At 61.8% G+C, this 18,066-nt stretch carries 14 protein-coding genes; 6 read left to right on the top strand and 8 right to left on the bottom strand.

Translation table 11 applies throughout. The features are described 5' to 3' along the window. Positions 1-34: 34 nt before the first annotated feature. From RAS12_RS27060 to RAS12_RS27040, 5 genes are all read right to left on the bottom strand, one after another. Complete coding sequence (locus tag RAS12_RS27060; protein ID WP_306943250.1) at positions 35-1,903, bottom strand: FUSC family protein; 1,869 nt, start codon at positions 1,901-1,903, stop codon at positions 35-37. After that, entirely contained in the window at positions 1,887-2,936 is a 1,050-nt protein-coding gene (gene mdtN / locus RAS12_RS27055) for a multidrug transporter subunit MdtN (RefSeq protein ID WP_306943249.1), read from the bottom strand. Before mdtN ends, RAS12_RS27060 begins: the two co-directional genes overlap by 17 nt. Positions 2,937-2,938: 2 nt before the next feature. Next, a complete protein-coding gene (locus tag RAS12_RS27050; protein WP_306943247.1) occupies positions 2,939-3,211 on the bottom strand; it encodes a YtcA family lipoprotein in 273 nt (90 codons plus the stop codon). A 61-nt stretch (positions 3,212-3,272) separates the two neighbouring features. Further along, positions 3,273-4,907 (bottom strand): Na+/H+ antiporter, encoded by a 1,635-nt coding sequence (locus tag RAS12_RS27045; RefSeq protein ID WP_371321224.1) that lies wholly within the window; start codon positions 4,905-4,907, stop codon positions 3,273-3,275. A gap of 120 nt (positions 4,908-5,027) precedes the next feature. Beyond that, the gene (locus RAS12_RS27040; RefSeq protein ID WP_306943245.1) at positions 5,028-5,726 is read right to left on the bottom strand and encodes a response regulator; all 699 of its coding nucleotides are present in this window, start codon (positions 5,724-5,726) and stop codon (positions 5,028-5,030) included. 281 nt (positions 5,727-6,007) lie between these two features. Between RAS12_RS27040 and RAS12_RS27035 the strand changes: the two genes are divergently transcribed. Next, positions 6,008-6,484, top strand: coding sequence for a hypothetical protein (locus tag RAS12_RS27035; protein ID WP_306943243.1), 477 nt, complete (start codon positions 6,008-6,010; stop codon positions 6,482-6,484). 67 nt (positions 6,485-6,551) lie between these two features. Next, positions 6,552-6,857 (top strand): hypothetical protein, encoded by a 306-nt coding sequence (locus RAS12_RS27030; RefSeq protein ID WP_306943242.1) that lies wholly within the window; start codon positions 6,552-6,554, stop codon positions 6,855-6,857. A 116-nt stretch (positions 6,858-6,973) separates the two neighbouring features. On the opposite strand, the gene RAS12_RS27025 is transcribed toward RAS12_RS27030, so the two are convergent. After that, positions 6,974-8,278 carry a pyridoxal phosphate-dependent aminotransferase gene (locus tag RAS12_RS27025; RefSeq protein ID WP_306943240.1) on the bottom strand — a complete coding sequence of 435 codons (1,305 nt, stop codon included), beginning with the start codon at positions 8,276-8,278 and terminating at the stop codon, positions 6,974-6,976. A 401-nt stretch (positions 8,279-8,679) separates the two neighbouring features. On the opposite strand from RAS12_RS27025, the gene RAS12_RS27020 reads away from it, so the two are divergent. From RAS12_RS27020 to RAS12_RS27005, 4 genes are all read left to right on the top strand, one after another. Continuing rightward, positions 8,680-11,184: an isoleucine--tRNA ligase gene (locus tag RAS12_RS27020; RefSeq protein ID WP_306943238.1), complete on the top strand. Its 2,505-nt coding sequence runs from the start codon at positions 8,680-8,682 to the stop codon at positions 11,182-11,184. Between the two features lie 373 nt (positions 11,185-11,557). Next, a complete protein-coding gene (locus tag RAS12_RS27015; RefSeq protein ID WP_306943237.1) occupies positions 11,558-13,429 on the top strand; it encodes a methyl-accepting chemotaxis protein in 1,872 nt (623 codons plus the stop codon). Between the two features lie 501 nt (positions 13,430-13,930). Then, positions 13,931-15,136 (top strand): GGDEF domain-containing protein, encoded by a 1,206-nt coding sequence (locus RAS12_RS27010; protein ID WP_306943235.1) that lies wholly within the window; start codon positions 13,931-13,933, stop codon positions 15,134-15,136. Between the two features lie 259 nt (positions 15,137-15,395). Continuing rightward, positions 15,396-16,214 (top strand): class I SAM-dependent methyltransferase, encoded by an 819-nt coding sequence (locus RAS12_RS27005; RefSeq protein WP_306943233.1) that lies wholly within the window; start codon positions 15,396-15,398, stop codon positions 16,212-16,214. Positions 16,215-16,827: 613 nt separating this feature from the next. Here the strand turns inward: RAS12_RS27005 and RAS12_RS27000 are convergent. Further along, complete coding sequence (locus RAS12_RS27000; RefSeq protein ID WP_371321319.1) at positions 16,828-17,724, bottom strand: oxidoreductase; 897 nt, start codon at positions 17,722-17,724, stop codon at positions 16,828-16,830. A 207-nt stretch (positions 17,725-17,931) separates the two neighbouring features. Further along, a complete protein-coding gene (locus RAS12_RS26995; RefSeq protein ID WP_306943231.1) occupies positions 17,932-18,060 on the bottom strand; it encodes a hypothetical protein in 129 nt (42 codons plus the stop codon). Positions 18,061-18,066 lie beyond the last annotated feature (6 nt).

Raw genomic sequence — 18,066 nt, 5'->3', positions numbered from 1 at the left:
CGCACGCCAGGCCGAGGCTTTCCGTCCTTCCATCTCATCGTCCTTCAATCAATTGGCTCAGGTGTTCGATGCTGCCCGCCGGCGCGAGCGGCGCTGCCGAGTGCCGGGCGGCAGCAACGGGGCTTCCTTCATCTGCCACCGTTCGCGCCAAGGCCTCCAAGCGGGCCGCCAGTTCGGCGTTCGGGCCGGGCGGATCAATCAGCAAGCGCATACACAGCGCCTGCACGGATTGCGTGACGGCGATCAGCCCTCGCAACCGCGCACTGTCCAGCCGCAGGCCGCGCGGCTCCAGCGTAGCGAGCCCCAGCGCGCGCCGTATGCCCGCCAATCGGCCAGCAACGGCGCTAGCCTGCGCCACCGCCTCATCCCGCCCGCCCTCGCCCAGACGCGCCATGCGCGCCAGGCCTTCCAATGCACGGCCGAGCTCCTCGCGCACCCGATGGCCCACGCTAACGGGCCATAGTTGCGAGAACACCAGATACAGCACGACATTGCCAAGCAAGATGCCGATCACGCGATCCAGCGCAATCGACATGTCGATGCTGGGCCCGAAACCCTGCAACACCGTCATCATGAAAGCCAGCGCGATCTGCACACCTGCGTAGGCCACGCGCTCCGAACCAACCGCGACCCAGGCGGCCACGAAGGCGCCCACGAACACCAGCGCCATCAGGCTGCCTACGCTGCTCATGTGCGGAATCAGGAACAGAATGGCGCCGACCCCCATTGCAGCGCCGATCAGGCAACCTATGATGCGCAGCATGAGCTTTTGCGTGGTTTCGGCCACGGAGCCCAGTGCGGCAACGTAGCAGGTGATCATGGCCGTGTGGATGTCTTGCCAGTCCAGTGCGGAATAAATCAGGTAGCAGATCAACGCCGCCGCCGTTGTCTTGGCGGCGTAGCGTATATGGTCCGGATTGCGGAATGCGTCGGGCGACAGAAAGGGTTCGGCGGGCTGCGGCGCGGGCATCGCCGACGCGTCTGCCGTCATCGCCGACAACGCCCGCCACGCTTGCGTCGCGGCGGGGTTGCCCGGCGGGGGTTCGATCACGGGTGGCACAAGGTGTCCGGCTGCCAAGGCCTGCCCGACCTCGCGCGTGCGGGCAGCCAACGCCGCCCTGGGTTCCGGTTGATCGCCCTGCGCGCTATCGCGCAATGCCAGCGCCGCAAACAGCATGCGGTAGGACTCTTGCAACGCCAAGCCCAGCCGGCGGGTTTCGTCGCGGCGCGCCAAGGCCAGTCCGCGCATCAGCCCCCAGCGCTTCATGGATTCCTCTTGGCCTTCCCCCAGCAATTCCCGCAGACGCACACGGCCCGCGCGGCCTCCGCTTTCCAGGTAGCTTGCAATCGCGTCCAGGCGCTCCGTGACCGTGCTACGCAGCAGGTCCAGCGGGCGGCGTCCGACCGTCACGCTGACGATCAACACCAGCGCCATCGGCATCGTCGCCATCAGCCAAGCGTAGAGAATTCCGCGCGTGGCAGCTTCGCCGAAAGGCACGTAGCTCAACAGCGTCAATCCAAACGCCAGCACCAGCGCGATGATGCCGCCCAAGGGCCCCAGCTTGCTTGCCGAGGCCAGGAACAACAGCAGCAGCGACGACAACGCCAGCGCGACGATGCGCATGGCGGGCAGCGTCAAGGTCAGATTGGTCAGCAGCAACAGCACCACGACGACAATCGCCACCAGCACCGACAGCGCCACCGCCAACAGGGAACTTTCAGCGGCATCCGGCTTCATCACGAAGAACACCAGGTAGCAACTGATCGCTGACTCAGGAATGCCATAAGTCATGGCGACCATTGCCGTCAACGCGCAGACCAGCGCGATCCGCCACGCCATGGCCGCCCGGCCCGGAAACGGCGCCAGCAGGCTCAGCCAGCCAATGTCAGCACCGCTTTTCATGATCAACCATCACGACTGCCGACGCGCCGACGCGCATCAACTCCGCAGGCGGATTGTCGAGCTTCACGCGGACGGGAAAGCGCTGCCCTACCCGCACCCAGTTCAAGGACTTGGGCACATAGGGCAGGCGGCGCGGCAGATTGATCAAATCTTCTGCGCTGACTCCCCAGCCCGTCGATTCCACCACGCCCTTTAGCGCCCGCCGGCGATCGGCAGCCACATACACCGTGGCGCAGTCACCCGGCTGGATGGCGGGCAACTCGGTTTCCAGGAATGTCGCCGTGGCAAACCAGCGGGTGGTATCAATCAGTGAGAACGCTGACTGCGCGGGGACCATGTAGTCGCCCTCGGTGATCGACAAACCGGCAACCCGGCCATCAAACGGCGCCTTGACCTCGGTTTCACGCAACTGGCGTTCAGCAATGGCCAGCGCTGCGCGCCGTTCAGCCACCAGGGCTTCTGCGCCTTCAGCGTTGCCAACCAGCGCCTGCGCGGCCGCCAACTGCGCCTGAGCCTCCTTCAGGCTCGTCTCGGCATTGCGTTTAAGCGTGGCGGCTTCATCAACCTGCTGCCGGGTCACATAACCCTTGGGCAGCAGCGCATTCAGCCGCTCCCAGGTCTGCGCCGCCAGCGCCGCATTGGCACGCGCCCGTGCGATCTGCTCTGCCGCAATAGAAGCATTGGACTGCTCGGCCTGAACCGAACGGTCGCGCGAACTCAGCGCCGCTTCCGCCATGCGTAAACCGGCGGCGGCCTGTTCGACCTGCAAGCGGTAAAACTCTGGATCAAGCGCAAACAGCACCTGGCCGCGGCTGACCTGACTGTTTTCGCGCACATTCAACGCCACGACGCGGCCAGGGACGGCCGCAGCGACGCGCGCCACGTCTGTCGTCAGCACCGCATCTTCGGACAGGGGCTTGGCGTCGATTCGGCTGACATACGCCAGCCCCGCCCCGACGGCCAGTACCACGATCAGCACGGCCAACACGAGGGCAATTCGCCGTTTATGGGAAGAAGGCTGGGATGTCGTCATGGTCAGCGGGTAAAAAACAGAAGCGAACTCAGGAACATCAGCGCGGCGGCCAGGCACAGATACACCGGCGTGCGCAATGGCAATTCTTCGTCAAGCCCCCAGCGCACCAGCAACACGCGTACGAGCGATGCGCCCACGATGCCAATCACGGCACACAGTATCCAGGCAGGAAAATACGAGTCGAACACGGTCACATAGGGTGCGCTACGCGAAGTGCAACCTGCCAGCAGGACGGCTGCGGCCGCGGCGGCCCAATGCACTGGAACTCTAGCCATGCTCTATCTTCCCCCTTCAAAGACCTTGGACCAATGAGAAGCGCCCGTGCAAGTCACCGCGCTAACGCAGATGCGCTTCGTGCAAATCCAGCAGCCGCACCTGCTCGCGCGCCAGTGAATCGGAAATACGATGCGTACGGGCCAGATGAAATACGGCCTCGCGCGAGGCGGCGATTGCCTCTAGCCGCAATTGCCGTTCGATGGCGGCCTGTTTGGCCAGTTTTTCCGCGGAGACGCCGTCTGGCGATTCGCCCGCCTGGCGCCGCAAGGTGGCCGTCAAGCTGTCAGCCACCTCCAGATACACGGCGGCTTGATCGGGTTGCTCGGCCGCACGGCGCTTGGCGCCTGCGGCCACGCTTTCCAAAGCGGCCTGAAGCATGGCCTCTTGCGCCAGCGACGCTTCGCGCTGCACGCGGCTGTTGGCGGGAAAATGCAGGCCACGCATCAAGCTGGGCAGCGTCAGACTCGCCAGCAGTAGCGAAAAAACGATCACCATGGCCGCTAACGACACGGCCAGGTCACGCGCGGGAAAGGGCGCGCCGCTGTCCAGTGCGAAGGGCAGCGTCATGACGCCAGCCAAGGTCACGGCGCCGCGCACGCCTGCCACTGAAACCGCCAAAATCACGCGCAGGCCCACCTCGGGGGGCTGCGCCCCGCGCCGGCGAGCCTTCATTGCACTGAGCTTGAGCGACACCGTCACCCACAGCAGCCGGCACAGGACCAGGCCGAGACACACCGCCAATCCGTATACCGGCAGCCAATACAGCGGCTGACCGCCAGCCTCGCCCGCAGCGCGCGACAAACCGGCCAAAATGGTGGGAAATTGTTCGCCCAGCAACACGAATATCATGCCGTTCAACGTGAACTGCACCATGTCCCAAACCGCGCGGCGTTCCACGCGCGTGGCGGCAAGCGCCCGCCCAGACAGCTCGGAATAGCTCATCATGACCCCGGCCGCGACGGCAGCCAGAATGCCGGACGCGTTGGCGTGCTCGGCCACGAAGTACACGAAAAACGGCGTCAGCAAACTCAGCAGCACTTCCGAACCGGGTTCTTCGCCCAGCCGGCGGGTGACAAATGTGCGCACCTGCATGATCAGCCACGTCAGCCCGGCGCCGATCCCCAGGCCAGCAATGGACACCCAGAAGAATGACAGAGTCGCCTGTGGCAGGGAAAACGAGCCCGTCGCCGCAGCCGCCACCGCGAAGCGGAAAGCAACCAGGCCGCTTGCGTCGTTAAACAGCGCCTCGCCTTCCAGGATCGCCATCATGCGGCGGGGAATGTAAACCCTGCGCGAAATCGCCTCGACGGCCACGGGATCTGTGGGTGAGACGATGGCGGCGATGGCGAACGCCACCGGCAGCGGCACGGCGGGAATCATCCAGTGGATCAGGTAGCCCACCCCGATCACCGTCAGGAACACGAGGCCAAACGCCAACTGCAAGATGGAGGATGCCTCGCGCAGCACCGCCAGCTTCGACACCCGCCAGCCGTCCAGAAACAGCAGGGGCGGCAGGAACAGCAGGAAGAAGATCTCGGGTTCTATCAACACGCCGCGCTGAAAGACGGCGGCGATCAGGAAGCCCAGTGCTATCTGCACAAACGGCAAGGGGATGGCAAGAGGAATCAGCCGGACGATAACGCCGCTGAGTAAGACGGCGACCAGCATCGCCACGACAACCGTGAAAGTCCCCAACGATTACCCCTGCATGTCGAACACCGAATTAAACCTACGATGCGACGTTACCCTTGCGCAGGAGGACGCGCAATCCCAATTGTTGTCGCAACAGGAAGAACAGGGCTGGCGCCCTGCCCCTCAAGCCGCCAGACCGCTTCTGACTCCATAGCGGACGAGATCAATGTCATTGTGGACGTCCAGCTTGCGCATGGCCGCACGCTTTTGCGCGCTGACCGTCTGCTTGCTGCGGCTGAACTTCTCGGCAATTTCGCCCAACGAGAACCCCGACAGGAACAAACGCACCACCTCCACTTCGCAACGGGTCAGGTGGGAGACGCCTTCAGAACTGGATTCCGTCATCGTAGATGTCATCGCGGCCTGGATACGCGGCGACCGGTAGGGCTCGCCCCGGCAGGCGGCGCACAAGGCCCTGCGCAGATGTTCAGGCAGGTCGCCCTTGCTGACGATAGCCCGTACCCCCAAGTCTTCCAGCGCTCGCAGCACGATGCGATTGTCGATAGAAGTCAGCACCACCAGCTTCAGGCTGGGATACCGTTCCTGGATACGCGCAAACATGCTCAAGCCGTCGCCAAAGTCTGCGCCCGACATGACGTAGTCGCTGACGAGCACATCGCATTCATGGGAGTCGAGGGTGTTGAACAGCTCGGTCGAATTAAAGGCGCAAGCGACGACCTGAGCGACATCCTCCACGGATAGCTCGATTTGCACGCCTTTGACGCATATTGGGTGCCCATCCGCCAGGACAACCCGGATAACCTCACGTGCGGCGTTCGTCACCCTACCGCGCCGTCTGGCAGACGGCCTCCAGCACAGCATTCAACGGAGTTCCAACGGGTGCAAGCGCAATGACACAAACTACGATCGAGCCTGATAAACGGGGTGCGCGGGAAGTGCTTCATCTGTTTCCTTTTAGTTCTGCCCAACGAATGACAGTGAGGCTATCCAGGATCGTGGGGCGGAGCAATCGGACCTGACCGAAGCCTGCGCTCAGCCAATGGGACTGATCAATACTCGCAGGCGGTCGAGCAATCATCCCTGTGCAAGCCGGCGGAGATATACTTTCGCGACGTGTCCTTCACACCGCCGGACGCTGACTCATGTCGTTTCGGGAGATCGTGAATATGGCTCGCAGGTTCAAGGCGCTGGCGCGTTGGCAATTAAAGGGCAGGCTGGCCGTCACACTGACCGCCGCCGGTCTATTAAGCGGATGTTCAGTGTCTTCAGGGATGTGCGACGCTTTCGGCCCAAGCAAGCGCGCATCAATGGCCATTCCACAGAGCGCCTCGGTCGAGAAAGTTTTTGCATGTATCGATCAAGAAACCGTCGGAAACGCCGATCGCGGCTACGTTTCTGAAAAAAAATACGCCATCCGGGATGTTCAATCGGGCGTGCTTGAGACCGAGCACTACAGCACCCCGAACGTGGCCGGCTTTCGTCTGAGAGCCGAGGTTTCCAAGCAGGCTTCCCGCCTGGATCTGTCACTGCGAGGCGCGGGAGCCTACTGCACGGATCTTGGCGTCGATAAGGAAATGGCCCGCCTGACATCAGACGTGGCTAGTTGCCTACAGCGTTGAAGGGGCGTTTCTGGCGGCGGAACCGATAGGAATAGCAGGCCAATCCGGGTACGGCGATTCATCTAAAATGCCAGGCTTGATTGCACCGATGATAAATCCGCACGCCAACGCCGCGCCGAATGAAAGGGTAGTGAAAATGCTGAAGATCGAAAAACTGATAGACGGCCGGCATGAAAAGACGATCAAAGCGCCTGCCTTTTTCATCAGTCTTGCCAACAGAATATTGCCGCAGTCGGGGCACGCCAAACTGCTGGCTCACGGCATCAATTTGCGCGAAATGGCCCTTGCGAACCAACGCGGGGCGTCGTACTCCACGTCCTTTTCGGTTCGTGAACGCGGAGTCGATAAGAAAATAGTGATCTCGCTTACCTGATCACGACGTCTGTTGATGCGTATCCGGTCTTGATGCCGGCTTGCACTTGAACGTGGAGCTCGCAGGAGAACGGCAAGTGCCGTCTCTGCCTTGATCAAGCCAGAGACGGACTTCGCCTAATCGACGTTGGCCGCAAGCTCCACCGATGACGCGGCAGCGCTGTCTCTCGATTCCGATTCCGAAGCAACCGGCACATTCTTGCCATGCTTGTTGCGGTAGTCTTCGAGGAATTTGGCGATGCGGCCAATGGCTATCCGCAGATCCGGTTCGTGCGGCAAGAACACGATACGGAAGTGGTCAGGACGCGACCAGTTAAAGCCCGTGCCTTGAACCAGCATGACGCGCGTCGCTTCCAGCAGTTGCAGGAAGAACTGGCGGTCGTCCTCAATCGGATAGACCTCGGGGTCCAGCCTGGGGAACATGTACAGCGCGGCCTGGGGCTTTACGCAAGTGACGCCCGGAATAGCGGTAATCAGCTCATAGGCCAGGTCACGCTGACGGCGCAGCCGGCCGCCCTCGCACACCAGATCATTGATGCTCTGATAGCCGCCCAGTGCGGTTTGGATTGCCCACTGGCCCGGCACATTTGCGCAGAGCCTCATGTTGGCAAGCATGTTCAAGCCTTCGATGTAATCGCGTGCGCTGTTCTTGTCGCCCGAGACCACCAACCAACCCGCGCGATAACCGCAAGCGCGGTAGCTTTTGGACAGCGAGTTGAAGGTCAGCGTCAACACATCGGTGGACAGGCTGCCAAGTGCGGTGTGCTGCACATCGTCATACAGCACCTTGTCGTAGACCTCGTCAGCCAGAATGACCAGCCCGTGTTCGCGCGCAATGGTGATAATTTCCCGCAGCACGTGGTCGGGGTAGAGCACGCCAGTCGGGTTGTTCGGATTGATCACCACGATGCCCTTGGTACGCGGCGTGATCTTGGCGCGTATATCTTCCAGGTCGGGAATCCAGCCGTTGGCCTCGTCGCACAGGTAATGCACGGGTTTTCCGCCCGACAGGCTCGTCACCGCCGTCCATAGCGGGTAATCGGGCGTGGGCAGAAGCAATTCGTCCCCGTCGTCGAGCAGCGCGTTGGTCGCCATCGCAATCAGGTCGGATGCACCGTTGCCCAAGTAGATGTCTTCCAGCGTCACACCCTGCACGCCCTGCGCCTGGGTGTAGTGCATGACCGCCTTGCGCGCGGCAAAGATGCCCTTGCTATCCGAATAGCCCGCCGAGTTGGGCAGGTTTCGGATCATGTCCTGCTGGACCTCTTCAGGGGCATCGAAGCCAAACACAGCCAGATTGCCGATGTTGAGCTTGATCAACTGCTGGCCTTCGTCTTCCATCTGCTTTGCCCGATCCATGATGGGGCCGCGAATGTCATAGAGGACGTGAGCCAATTTGCTCGATTTCTTAATGGGTTTCATAGACGGTTTTCAGTGGGATGCGCGGCTATCCAGGTCGGGCGCATTGATCAATCAGGTGTTTGGCCGACGGATGGAGACAAATAATAGCCGTCTTGCGGGCGCCTCGCAGCGACATGCGGCAGGCGGCGTCGCGCACCCCGCTTTTTGCTTGGTTTTCGCACGGCAGCGCGGGCACGCCCACAAATAGCGTCCTGATCCTGTGGTAGAGTTTATTTACAACGTCAACACGCCTATCAGGCAAAAACCGTGTCCAGATTCCTGTCGATCGTGATTATTCGCTCCTCCGCTGCCATTGGGCGCCGGGGGCGAATTACGTTGGGCAGCTAAGCCCCACCTTCGCACCTCGCCTTCCAAGGGCAGCGCATACCGCGCTGCCCTTTTTGCATTTCTGGACTCGAAAAATGTACAAGCTGAATCTTTTCAAGCATGAATTCCCCTTGGCCACCACCCACGCCGACAAATCAGAAGCCCTAAAGCGATGGTCGAGCGCGCCCGTTGTTGACCGCCTGCATCGCTCCCAAGGCGCCCGCCCCCTCTTCTTGCTGCATGACGGGCCGCCCTATGCCAATGGCTCCCTGCATCTGGGCCACGCCGTCAACAAGGGATTGAAAGACTCGGTGGTCAAGTTCAAGCGGCTGCAAGGCTATTTCGCGCCGTATGTGCCGGGCTTTGACTGCCACGGCCTGCCCGTCGAACTGGAGGTCGAGCGGCTGGGCCATGGCAAGGAAGATCCGCCGGCTTTCGTGGCGGCCTGCCGGTCCTACGCCCGCTCGCAGGTGGAACTGCAAACCGCACAGTTCCGCGACCTGGGCGTGGCAGCCGATTGGGACCAGCCATATCTGACCATGGCGCCCGGCTTCGAGGCTGGCGCGGCCCTCGTGTTCCAAACGCTACCCGGCGCTGTGACGCGGTTGCGGCCAGTGCATTGGTGTCCGGCGTGCGCTTCGTCATTGGCAGAAGCCGAGGTCGAGTACAAAACCAAAGCTGGCGATAGCCTGGTCGTGCTGTTTGCCGTCCTGGGCCAGGAAAATCTGTTTCTGGACGTCTGGACCACAACGCCGTACACGCTGCCTGCGAACAAGGCCGTCGCCTACAACCCCGCCCTGAGCTATGTCGCAGTGGCCGACGGACTGCGCTCGCGGGTGCGCTTGCGCCAGCCCGGCGACGAGCGATTGCCCGACTTCGAACTGGCCGGGTTGATGGCGGTCAGTCCGTACACCCAGCAGACGGTGCCCGTCCTGCCAGCGGACTTCGTCAGCCGGGCAGGCACCGGATTGGTGCACATGGCGCCGGCGTTTGGCACGGACGATTTCCGCGTGTGCGAGCAGTACGGTCTGCCGGTTGAACAGTACCTGGATGCGCATGGACGCTTTGTCCTCCCAGGCATGGAAGGCATGGATCTGGATAAAGCCCGAGCCCACGTGCTGGAACGCGTTGCCCCCCTGACCGTGTCGCTAAGCACCTTGGAACACGAATATCCCCATTGCTGGCGTCACAAGGCGCCTGTGTTCTTCCGCGCTTCGCAAGAGTGGTTCCTGGACTTGGCCGAGACCCGGCAGCGCGCACTGCGCGCACTGGAAGACGTGACATTCGTTCCCGCCTCCGGCCGCGAACGGCTCACCAGCATGCTGGCGGGCCGAGGGGCCTGGTGCGTGTCGCGCAACCGGTTGTGGGGCACGCCCCTGGTTGATCCCGCCAACCCCGACGATCTGCGCCTGGCCGCGCGGGTCGCCACCGAAGGCGTTGAGGCCTGGCAAAGTGAAGGTCCGCGCCGCACGCTGGACGTATGGTTCGACAGCGGCGTAACTCATCAGCTTGTGCTGATGCAGCGCTACGGCCGCACCGCCGACGTGTATCTTGAGGGCTCAGACCAGCACCGAGGCTGGTTTCAGTCGTCGCTGCTGACTTGCGCAGCGGCTGGCGGCGGGGCGCCGTATAAGCAAGTCGTCACCCACGGTTTTGTGGTGGACGGTACGGGCCAGAAGTTCTCAAAATCCAGCAAAAACTACCAGCCGCTAGATCAGATGCTGAAGGCCTTGAGCCCCGACGTGCTGCGCCTATGGACGCTGCAACAGGACTTCACGCGCGAGCTGAAGTTTTCGGTTGAGGCTTTAGCGCTGACCAAAGAGCGCTTCCGCAAGCTGCGCAACACCATGCGGTTCTGCTTGCAGAACCTTCAGGATTTCGATTGGCAGGAGCAGCCGCTGACGCATCCGCTGGACAGGGTTCAGGTGGCCCTGCTGCGTCAGTTGGGCGCCGACGTATGTCTCGCCGCCGACCAATACGATTTCGCCGCTGCCGTATCCCATTTGCTGCGATACGCGGAAAACGCTTCCAGCGATTATTTCCCGGCGGTGAAAGACAGCCTCTACTGCGAACGTCCTGACGCGCCGCGCCGGCGTCAGGTCCAGCATGTGCTGGGCTTGCTGGTGCGCACGCTCGTGCGCCTGCTGACGCCGGTACTGCCGTTTTCTTGCGAAGAAGTCTTTCAGTACCTGAAGACAACAGGCGCGGAACAGATGGATAGCGTGCTACTGGCCACGCTTGCCGATGTGCCCTTGCCCGCCTTGGCGGACGAGACCGAGAACCTTGCTTGCTACGAAGCAGCGGTTGAGGTCAAGGGCGCGCTGAACCGGTGGGTGGAAGCCAACCGGACTGACTGGGTCAAAGGCGCAGCCCAAGTGGAAGTGGCGCTTCCGCCTGCGCTTGCCGACCAGCTCGGCGCGTTCACGGACGTTCTTGGAGCGGCAGATGTGCGCCAGGATGGCTCGCTGGCCAACAGCGCGGAAGTGTCTTTCAAGCCGACAGCCTGGCGCGCCTGCCCATGCTGCCGCCGGCACGAACCGTCAATGCCGGAAACTGATGGCTTGTGCTTGCGCTGCTTGGGGGTGCAAGAAGCGCGATAGCGGTTCACCCGGCACATCAACGTCCGAGGTAGAGGGCCAGCCAAACGCTGGCCCCGCCGTAATCGAGAGTTTTTTCCGCTGCGCCACCATCCCACCGCATAAATGCTGCATCACAACATTTAAAGCAAATCCACCGGCCATATGACCAGGCAATCCTGCCCGCCGCCTATTCGATCAGCCTTGATGAATCCCGCCTGCGTCATTTGGATTTCACTTCGAATTTTCTCGGGTTTTCCCGCATTCCGGGACTACCCTGGCGTCAGGCGACCTGAACCGCCCTTTTCACCCCGTTTTTTCCCATATTGCACCGCATCATTCCATGTTGTAGTGACCGCAGTCTGAAGGCATCCCGCCTTCACCCGCGTGCGCCATCATGTCCAAACTCAAAAACCTTTCCCTTCGAAGCAGCCTGATCGCTCTCGTGCTGTTTTTCATTGTGACGCTGCTCGCCGTTGGCATCATCGCCGTGCAGCAGTTGTGGAGCGTCAGCCAGAAGCAGCGCGCGATGTACACCGAAACGGTGGTGCCGCTGCGCGTGGTGGTCGATGCCGCGCGCCAGGGCGCGACACACTTCCGCCGTATGTACGTTTACGTCTGGAATACCGATCCGCAGGCGCGGCAGAATGAGCTGCGGCTGAATGAGGAATCCGAGAAGTCCGTGCTGCAGGCACGCGACCGGCTGCTTCAAGAGCAGGACACCGGGTTGCGCGACCTCGGCCGCAAACTGTCGGACACATGGACCCGCTACAAGGCGGCCATCAATGACGTGAAGACGCTGGCGGACCGCGCCGACCCGAGCGCAATGGCCGTGCTGCACAAGGACTCCGCGCAGTTGCACGTGGAGGCGCGCAATATTCTCATGGAAGCGGCGAAGCGCCAGGAAGAACTCGCCCGCCTCGATACTGAATACTCCGCCGCCGCCGTCGAGCGCACGTTCTGGATCATCTCGCTCCTCATTGCGCTGTGCGCAGTCTTCGGCATCATCCTTGGCCTGTCGCTCGTGCGCGCCGTGATGCGCAAGCTCGGCGGCGAGCCCGCCTACGCCGCGGCCATCGCGCAGGAAGTCGCAAAAGGCAACCTCGCCGTGCACGTGGAACTGCGCGACGGCGACGACAGCAGCGTGCTGGCCAACATGAACACCATGCGCGCCAATCTGGCTCAGTTGGTGAGCCAGGTGCGCCAGACCAGCGACTCCATCGCCACGGGTTCCACGCAGATCGCCACAGGTAATGCCGACCTGAGCCAGCGCACCGAAGAGCAGGCGGCCAACGTCGAGGAGACCGCGGCCTCGATGGAGCAGATGAACGCCACCATCAAGCAGAACCTGGACTCGGTGCAGACGGCCTCGCAACTGGCGGGCTCGGCGAGCCAGGCGGCCGCGCGCGGCGGCGAAGTTGTGGGCAACGTGGTCAACACCATGGACCAGATCTCGGCCAGCTCACGCAAGATCGTTGACATTATCGCGGTGATCGATTCGATCGCCTTCCAGACCAACATCCTGGCGCTGAACGCCGCCGTCGAAGCCGCCCGTGCGGGCGAACAGGGCCGCGGCTTCGCGGTCGTGGCGAGCGAAGTGCGCGCTCTGGCGCAACGCAGCGCAAGCGCCGCCAAGGAAATCAAGCTGCTGATCGGCGAAAGCGTGGGCAAGGTCGAAACCGGCTCGCAACTCGTGACGGAGGCCGGTTCCACGATGAACGACATCGTGTCCCAGGTGCGCCGCGTGGCCGACCTGATCGCCGAGATCGGCGCCGCAGCGCGGGAGCAAGGCCAAGGCATCTCGCAGGTCAGTGACGCCATTAACCAGCTCGACCTGACCACCCAGCAGAACGCCGCGCTCGTGGAAGAGTCCGCCGCTGCGGCCACCAGCCTGAACGAACAGGCCGCCACGCTGGTGAAGCTGGTGAGCGTTTTTCAGCTCGGCCACGAAGCCACAAGCGTGCCAGCACGCACGATGACGCGGGCCGTTCCCGCGCCTGCGCAGGCCGACGCCAAACCCGCGGTCAGGGCATCGGCACAAGCTGACGCTGACAACACTGCCAACGCACCGGCGACGCCGCCGCCCGCACCTGCCGCGCGCCCCGCCACTGCCACGCCGCGCCCGACCACGCCCCGCACCGCCGCCGCCCGCGCGGCCAGCGCTACCGACGCCCGCACCCCGCGCCGCCCGCGCCTGCCGGCCACGCCTTTGACGCCCCAATCCGCGACGCGCGGCAAGCCGGCGGACGATGATTGGGAAAGTTTCTAAGGTAGCGCAGCGGCAGCGGCGAGCCGGCGCCAGATCCGCGACCGCTCCGATTGCGCGCCCGCCCATTTATTACCGTTCAAGTTGAATGAACTTCGGTAGCCGCATTGATCTGCCGGCCGGCGAAAAAACCCCGTGCCGTTCAGCGCCTTCCCGTCGATAAATTATTAGAACGCACGGTGCGGGACCGTGGCGCTGAGGTCGATGATGCACTGGAGGTCTCGGAGCGAACGAAGGTATAGTTCGATTCGCTGGCGCCTGCCATAGTGCTGGGCGCTGAGTGGCCCGGAGCAGTCCCTTGCAGATAGCGCCACGTGAGAATGCGCCCCATGAAAACTTATCAAGGGCCATCTCACTGTGCGCGTGCCGCTTTGAGGTTGAGTTGATCTCGACCAATTCAGAGCTTGCAATTGACCTGGCGCGAGTTTCCCCAATTGATGCCTCGCTGACTCTCTTCCGTTGGCGGCAGCTCAGAAATTCCGTACCCCTCTCAATGTCCATATTATGGTTGCCACCACTCTCGTCGCCATGCTGTGTGCACACCTGCTGTGCTTTTCAGGCATGTTTTTACTTATCAGCCGACGCCTGCCTGGCAACAGAATGGGCATGGATTATTTTGCCGTAGGCAACCTCTTGCTGGCGTCGGCCTATATCCTGCAACTGGTCGAAGGGGGGCAGACCTGGAGCACGATGAGCGTAGTCAACCACACTCTCACGCTCGCTGCCCCGATCGCCTACTGGCTCGGCGCCATGCGTTTTTTTGGACGTCAGGTTCGATTGTGGCGTTCGTTGATTGTGTTTTCCGCAATCTACGTCACTGCGCAACTATTGGTTCAGTGGAACGCGGGATCTACCGCACGTTACGCAATGCTCGCGGCAGTGGCGACCATGCTCTTCTTTGCAATGATAGTTACCGTGATCTATGGGGTACGCACGTTTGCAAAGGACTTGCATGGCGAGATGATATTTTTTGCGCTTCTGATCGCTGGCATCTGCGTTCTCAACGCGCTGAAGTTCTTGAAAATTGTAGATGGAGGTTTGGATGCGCTGCACATGGATAGCCGCTTTCAAATGATCTTCTACATCTACATGTCCAGCTTGGCCACCATATTGCCGCCCTCCATTGTCTGGCTGGTACTGCGCCGGCTGACAGATAATCTGCGCAATATGGCGGCGCGTGATCCCATGACAGACCTGCTCAATCGCAGAGGGCTTATGGAGGCGCTGCAACTGTATTTCAATGCTCGAAACGCGGCGCCTGCTTACTTGCTGCTGATGGATGTAGACCATTTCAAACGCATCAACGATACCTATGGCCACCAAGCCGGGGATGAAGTCATCCGTCAAATTGCAGATCTGCTTCGCGCCACAGTGCGACGTGGCGATTTGACAGGCCGTATCGGTGGAGAAGAGTTTGTCGCCATTTGCTTGGAAACAGACCGTGAGGGTGTCATGCTCCTGGCAGAGCGCCTGCGCGCCAGCGTTGAAAGCCACGCGATTAGAGATTCCGGCTCTGGCCACCTGCTGCGCTGCACGGTCACCATCGGGGTTTCACCCCATTTCTGCGGTGCGCATGGCCTGGAGGATGCTCTTCGACACGCCGATTCCGCTCTCTATAGAGGTAAAGCGGCTGGGCGAAATCGGATCGAACTAGCCAGCGTCTCTAACCGTATTGCAGCGGAAAATACTGAATCGGCACTAGTGAACTAATAAAGGCTGCAAGCCGGGCGGCAATCACGCCGGGGGCAGAACTGCTGCACTTGGTGACGGCCAGAGCCTCGGCACTTCGTCTCGTCGCCGCACGCCTTCAGGCGTACTATCTTTGGAAGGCGTCCTCGCGCACAGCTTGGCATGCTCTTTTCGAAAGCATGCTTCGAGACGAGCCGCATGATCTCGCCGCGTAAGCCGGCAACTGGGCCATCTGCGCCCCGTCAGACGGCGTCATCGACGTATTGTGGAGTCGATCATCATGAACACGTCCAGTAGCGATCGCGCCTTCGCCGGAGCCATTCCCCAGTTGTATGAGCAGTATTTGGTTCCGATGATCTTTGACCCGTACGCGAGAGTTATGACTCGCCGGGTAGCTTCTATTACCCCGTTGACTGTCCTGGAAATCGCTGCAGGGACTGGAGTGGTCACGCGCCATCTGGCGGCCGAGTTGCCCGCTGCGGTATCAATCGTATCGACCGATATCAGTCAGGAAATGCTCAATCATGCGATGAGCCTTGGCACGAGCCGCGCAGTGACATGGCAGCAGGCCGACGCGATGCACCTTCCCTTTCCCGATGGCGCCTTCGATGCAGTGGTGTGCCAATTCGGCGCCATGTTCTTTCCGGACAAGGCAGCAGCCTTCGCCGAGACGCGCCGGGTACTACGGCCAGGCGGGACGTTCTTGTTCAACGTCTGGGATCGAATAGAAGAAAACGAATTCGCTGATTGCATCACCCACGCAATGGCGAGCCTGTTCCCGGATGACCCGCCCCGGTTCATGGTCAGGCTGCCGCATGGCTACTACGACCAGGCAGTGATAGGCAACGCGCTCGCGCAGGCCGGATTCGCGAACGCCATAGCATTCGACACCATCGCTATGCAAAGCCGAGGCGAGTCGCCGCGATTTGTCGCGATCGCCTATTGCCAGGGAACACCATTGCGCCACGAACTCGAGGAACGCAACGCCTCAATTCTGGGCGAGGCAACGGACCTTGCTGCTGCCGCGATCGAAAAACGCTTTGGTGCGGGTCACGTCACCGGCAAGATTCAGGCACACATCATCTCGGCAAGAAAGTAGGAATACGGCGATTTGCGGTCTCAGTGCGATCACATCGCGAACCCTACGCTCAAGTGGGGGCCATGGGCAGAGCGCTACCCCGCCGTCACTTTGGCCTCCTGGCCGTTGGCCAAACGCTTGATATCGAAGCCGCGCCTTTTCCGACGCACTCTGCACCTGCGCTGAGTTCCTGCGTTGAAATTCGCTGGAGAGGCGGGTTTTGACCCGGCACGGGTGAGGCTGCGCCAGAACCTGCTCTCTAGCGCGATCCAAACACCTGTTGCTTGCCAACTTTGGGGATCAAAATCTTCAGTTGAATGAACTGTCAAAGTTCATTGAACTTGGGTGCTGATTGGGTCCATTACATCGCGAGGTTTCCCATGCCAGTCGGCCTGGCCTGCCATACAACGGTAGTGAGCTAGACGCGGTTGACGAACGACTGCCATCGGCCAAAAGCTGTCGTAGAAATCTTGAAAACGCGATTGGAAATTCTGAACTGGAGCCCCTATGGCCACCGGCAACCACATTGAGGGCCAAATTTCGTCGCCTAATGAATAAAGCGCATCCCAACGACGTTCCGCCCAGCCGAGATGCGGAGATAAGCAATGCGGAGTCTCGTCGTATAGACCGCGAATCAGCCCGGCCCGTCGCTCGCGGCGGCCAGCAGGGGCACGACGACGTCGCTGATCGGCGTCGGTATGCCGTGAACCCGAGCGCGACGCGATACGACGCCGTTCCGAATATCCCATTCGAGCGGCCGACCGGCTTCGCGGTCTGTCAGGATGGACGTGCTCAAGTCAGACGAAGACGCTTGAAACCTGGCGAGAATTTCTTGCGGCACGTCGTCGTCCAGATTGGCTCCCTCGGCACGTGCCACGGCCAGGCATTCTCGCAAATATGCCAACGAGAGCTTGGCGATGTCGTGCCGGACAAACATGCCTGCACGGCGATGTGTGAGCGCCATGAGGCCAGCCACCGCATTCTGCAACAGCTTGCGCCAAGCCACGGACAGAGAATCGGCGGTGATATCTACACTGCACTGAGTACCCAGAAGCCCGTCCGCCACTACGCGGGATGCCGGCGTGTCCGGCAGGCTCAGACGCGCATCGCCCCGCAATCGTACCGAGCCGTCGGCTTGAGCCTGCGCGGGGAACCACACGACAGCCGGGACGATCCTCGCACGCGGAGCGTGCAGCGCGACCCTTTCCAACTGCTCGACGCCATTCTGTAGCACGCACACGACGGTATCTGGGCGGCACAACGCCGCGAGCCATCCTGCTGCAGTCTCGGTCTGCGTCGCCTTGACCGCGAGAAAAACGAGATCCGTCTTGCGATCGATTTGGTCCGGATCTGTCTGCACGGGCCCCAGAACGACGACGCGGCGCTCGCCATCCAGCAACGTCAGCTGGTCGCGGGGCGTGCGGCCGCACAACAGGTGCGGGCGGCCAATCTGGTGCAGCGCGGCGGCGTTGGTGCTCCAGAGCGGCACCGCGGTGCCCGCGCGGTTGCCGAACAGCGGCAAGCCGGCCAGCGCCAGCGCGCCTACGGCCGCCAGTGCCAGTGCCAGTGCCAGCGTGGGCACGATCCGCGCCAGACGCAGCAGCCAGAACGATGCCGGCCGGATGGCGTCGAGGCGGCCCCAGCGCCCGAGCGCGTTGCGGGTGATCAGAAACCTCGAGAAGACGAAGAAGATCGTCACGCCATAGTTGCCGTTGCGCGCGATGGCGTGCAGCAGTGGTCAGCCCGCAAAGCCGGCGAGCGCCGTATCGCGCAGCGGATAGGCGATATTGAAGTGATGCAGCAACACCAGCAGGATCGACAGTCCACGCAGCATGTTGATGCCGTCATCGCGCGTCGCGGCATTCATGGCCGA

The sequence above is a fragment of the Achromobacter seleniivolatilans genome, from assembly GCF_030864005.1.
GTDB lineage: Bacteria > Pseudomonadota > Gammaproteobacteria > Burkholderiales > Burkholderiaceae_B > Achromobacter > Achromobacter seleniivolatilans.
Note: the sequence above shows the minus strand (reverse complement) of the source record. Positions and strands in the feature narration are given on the sequence as shown.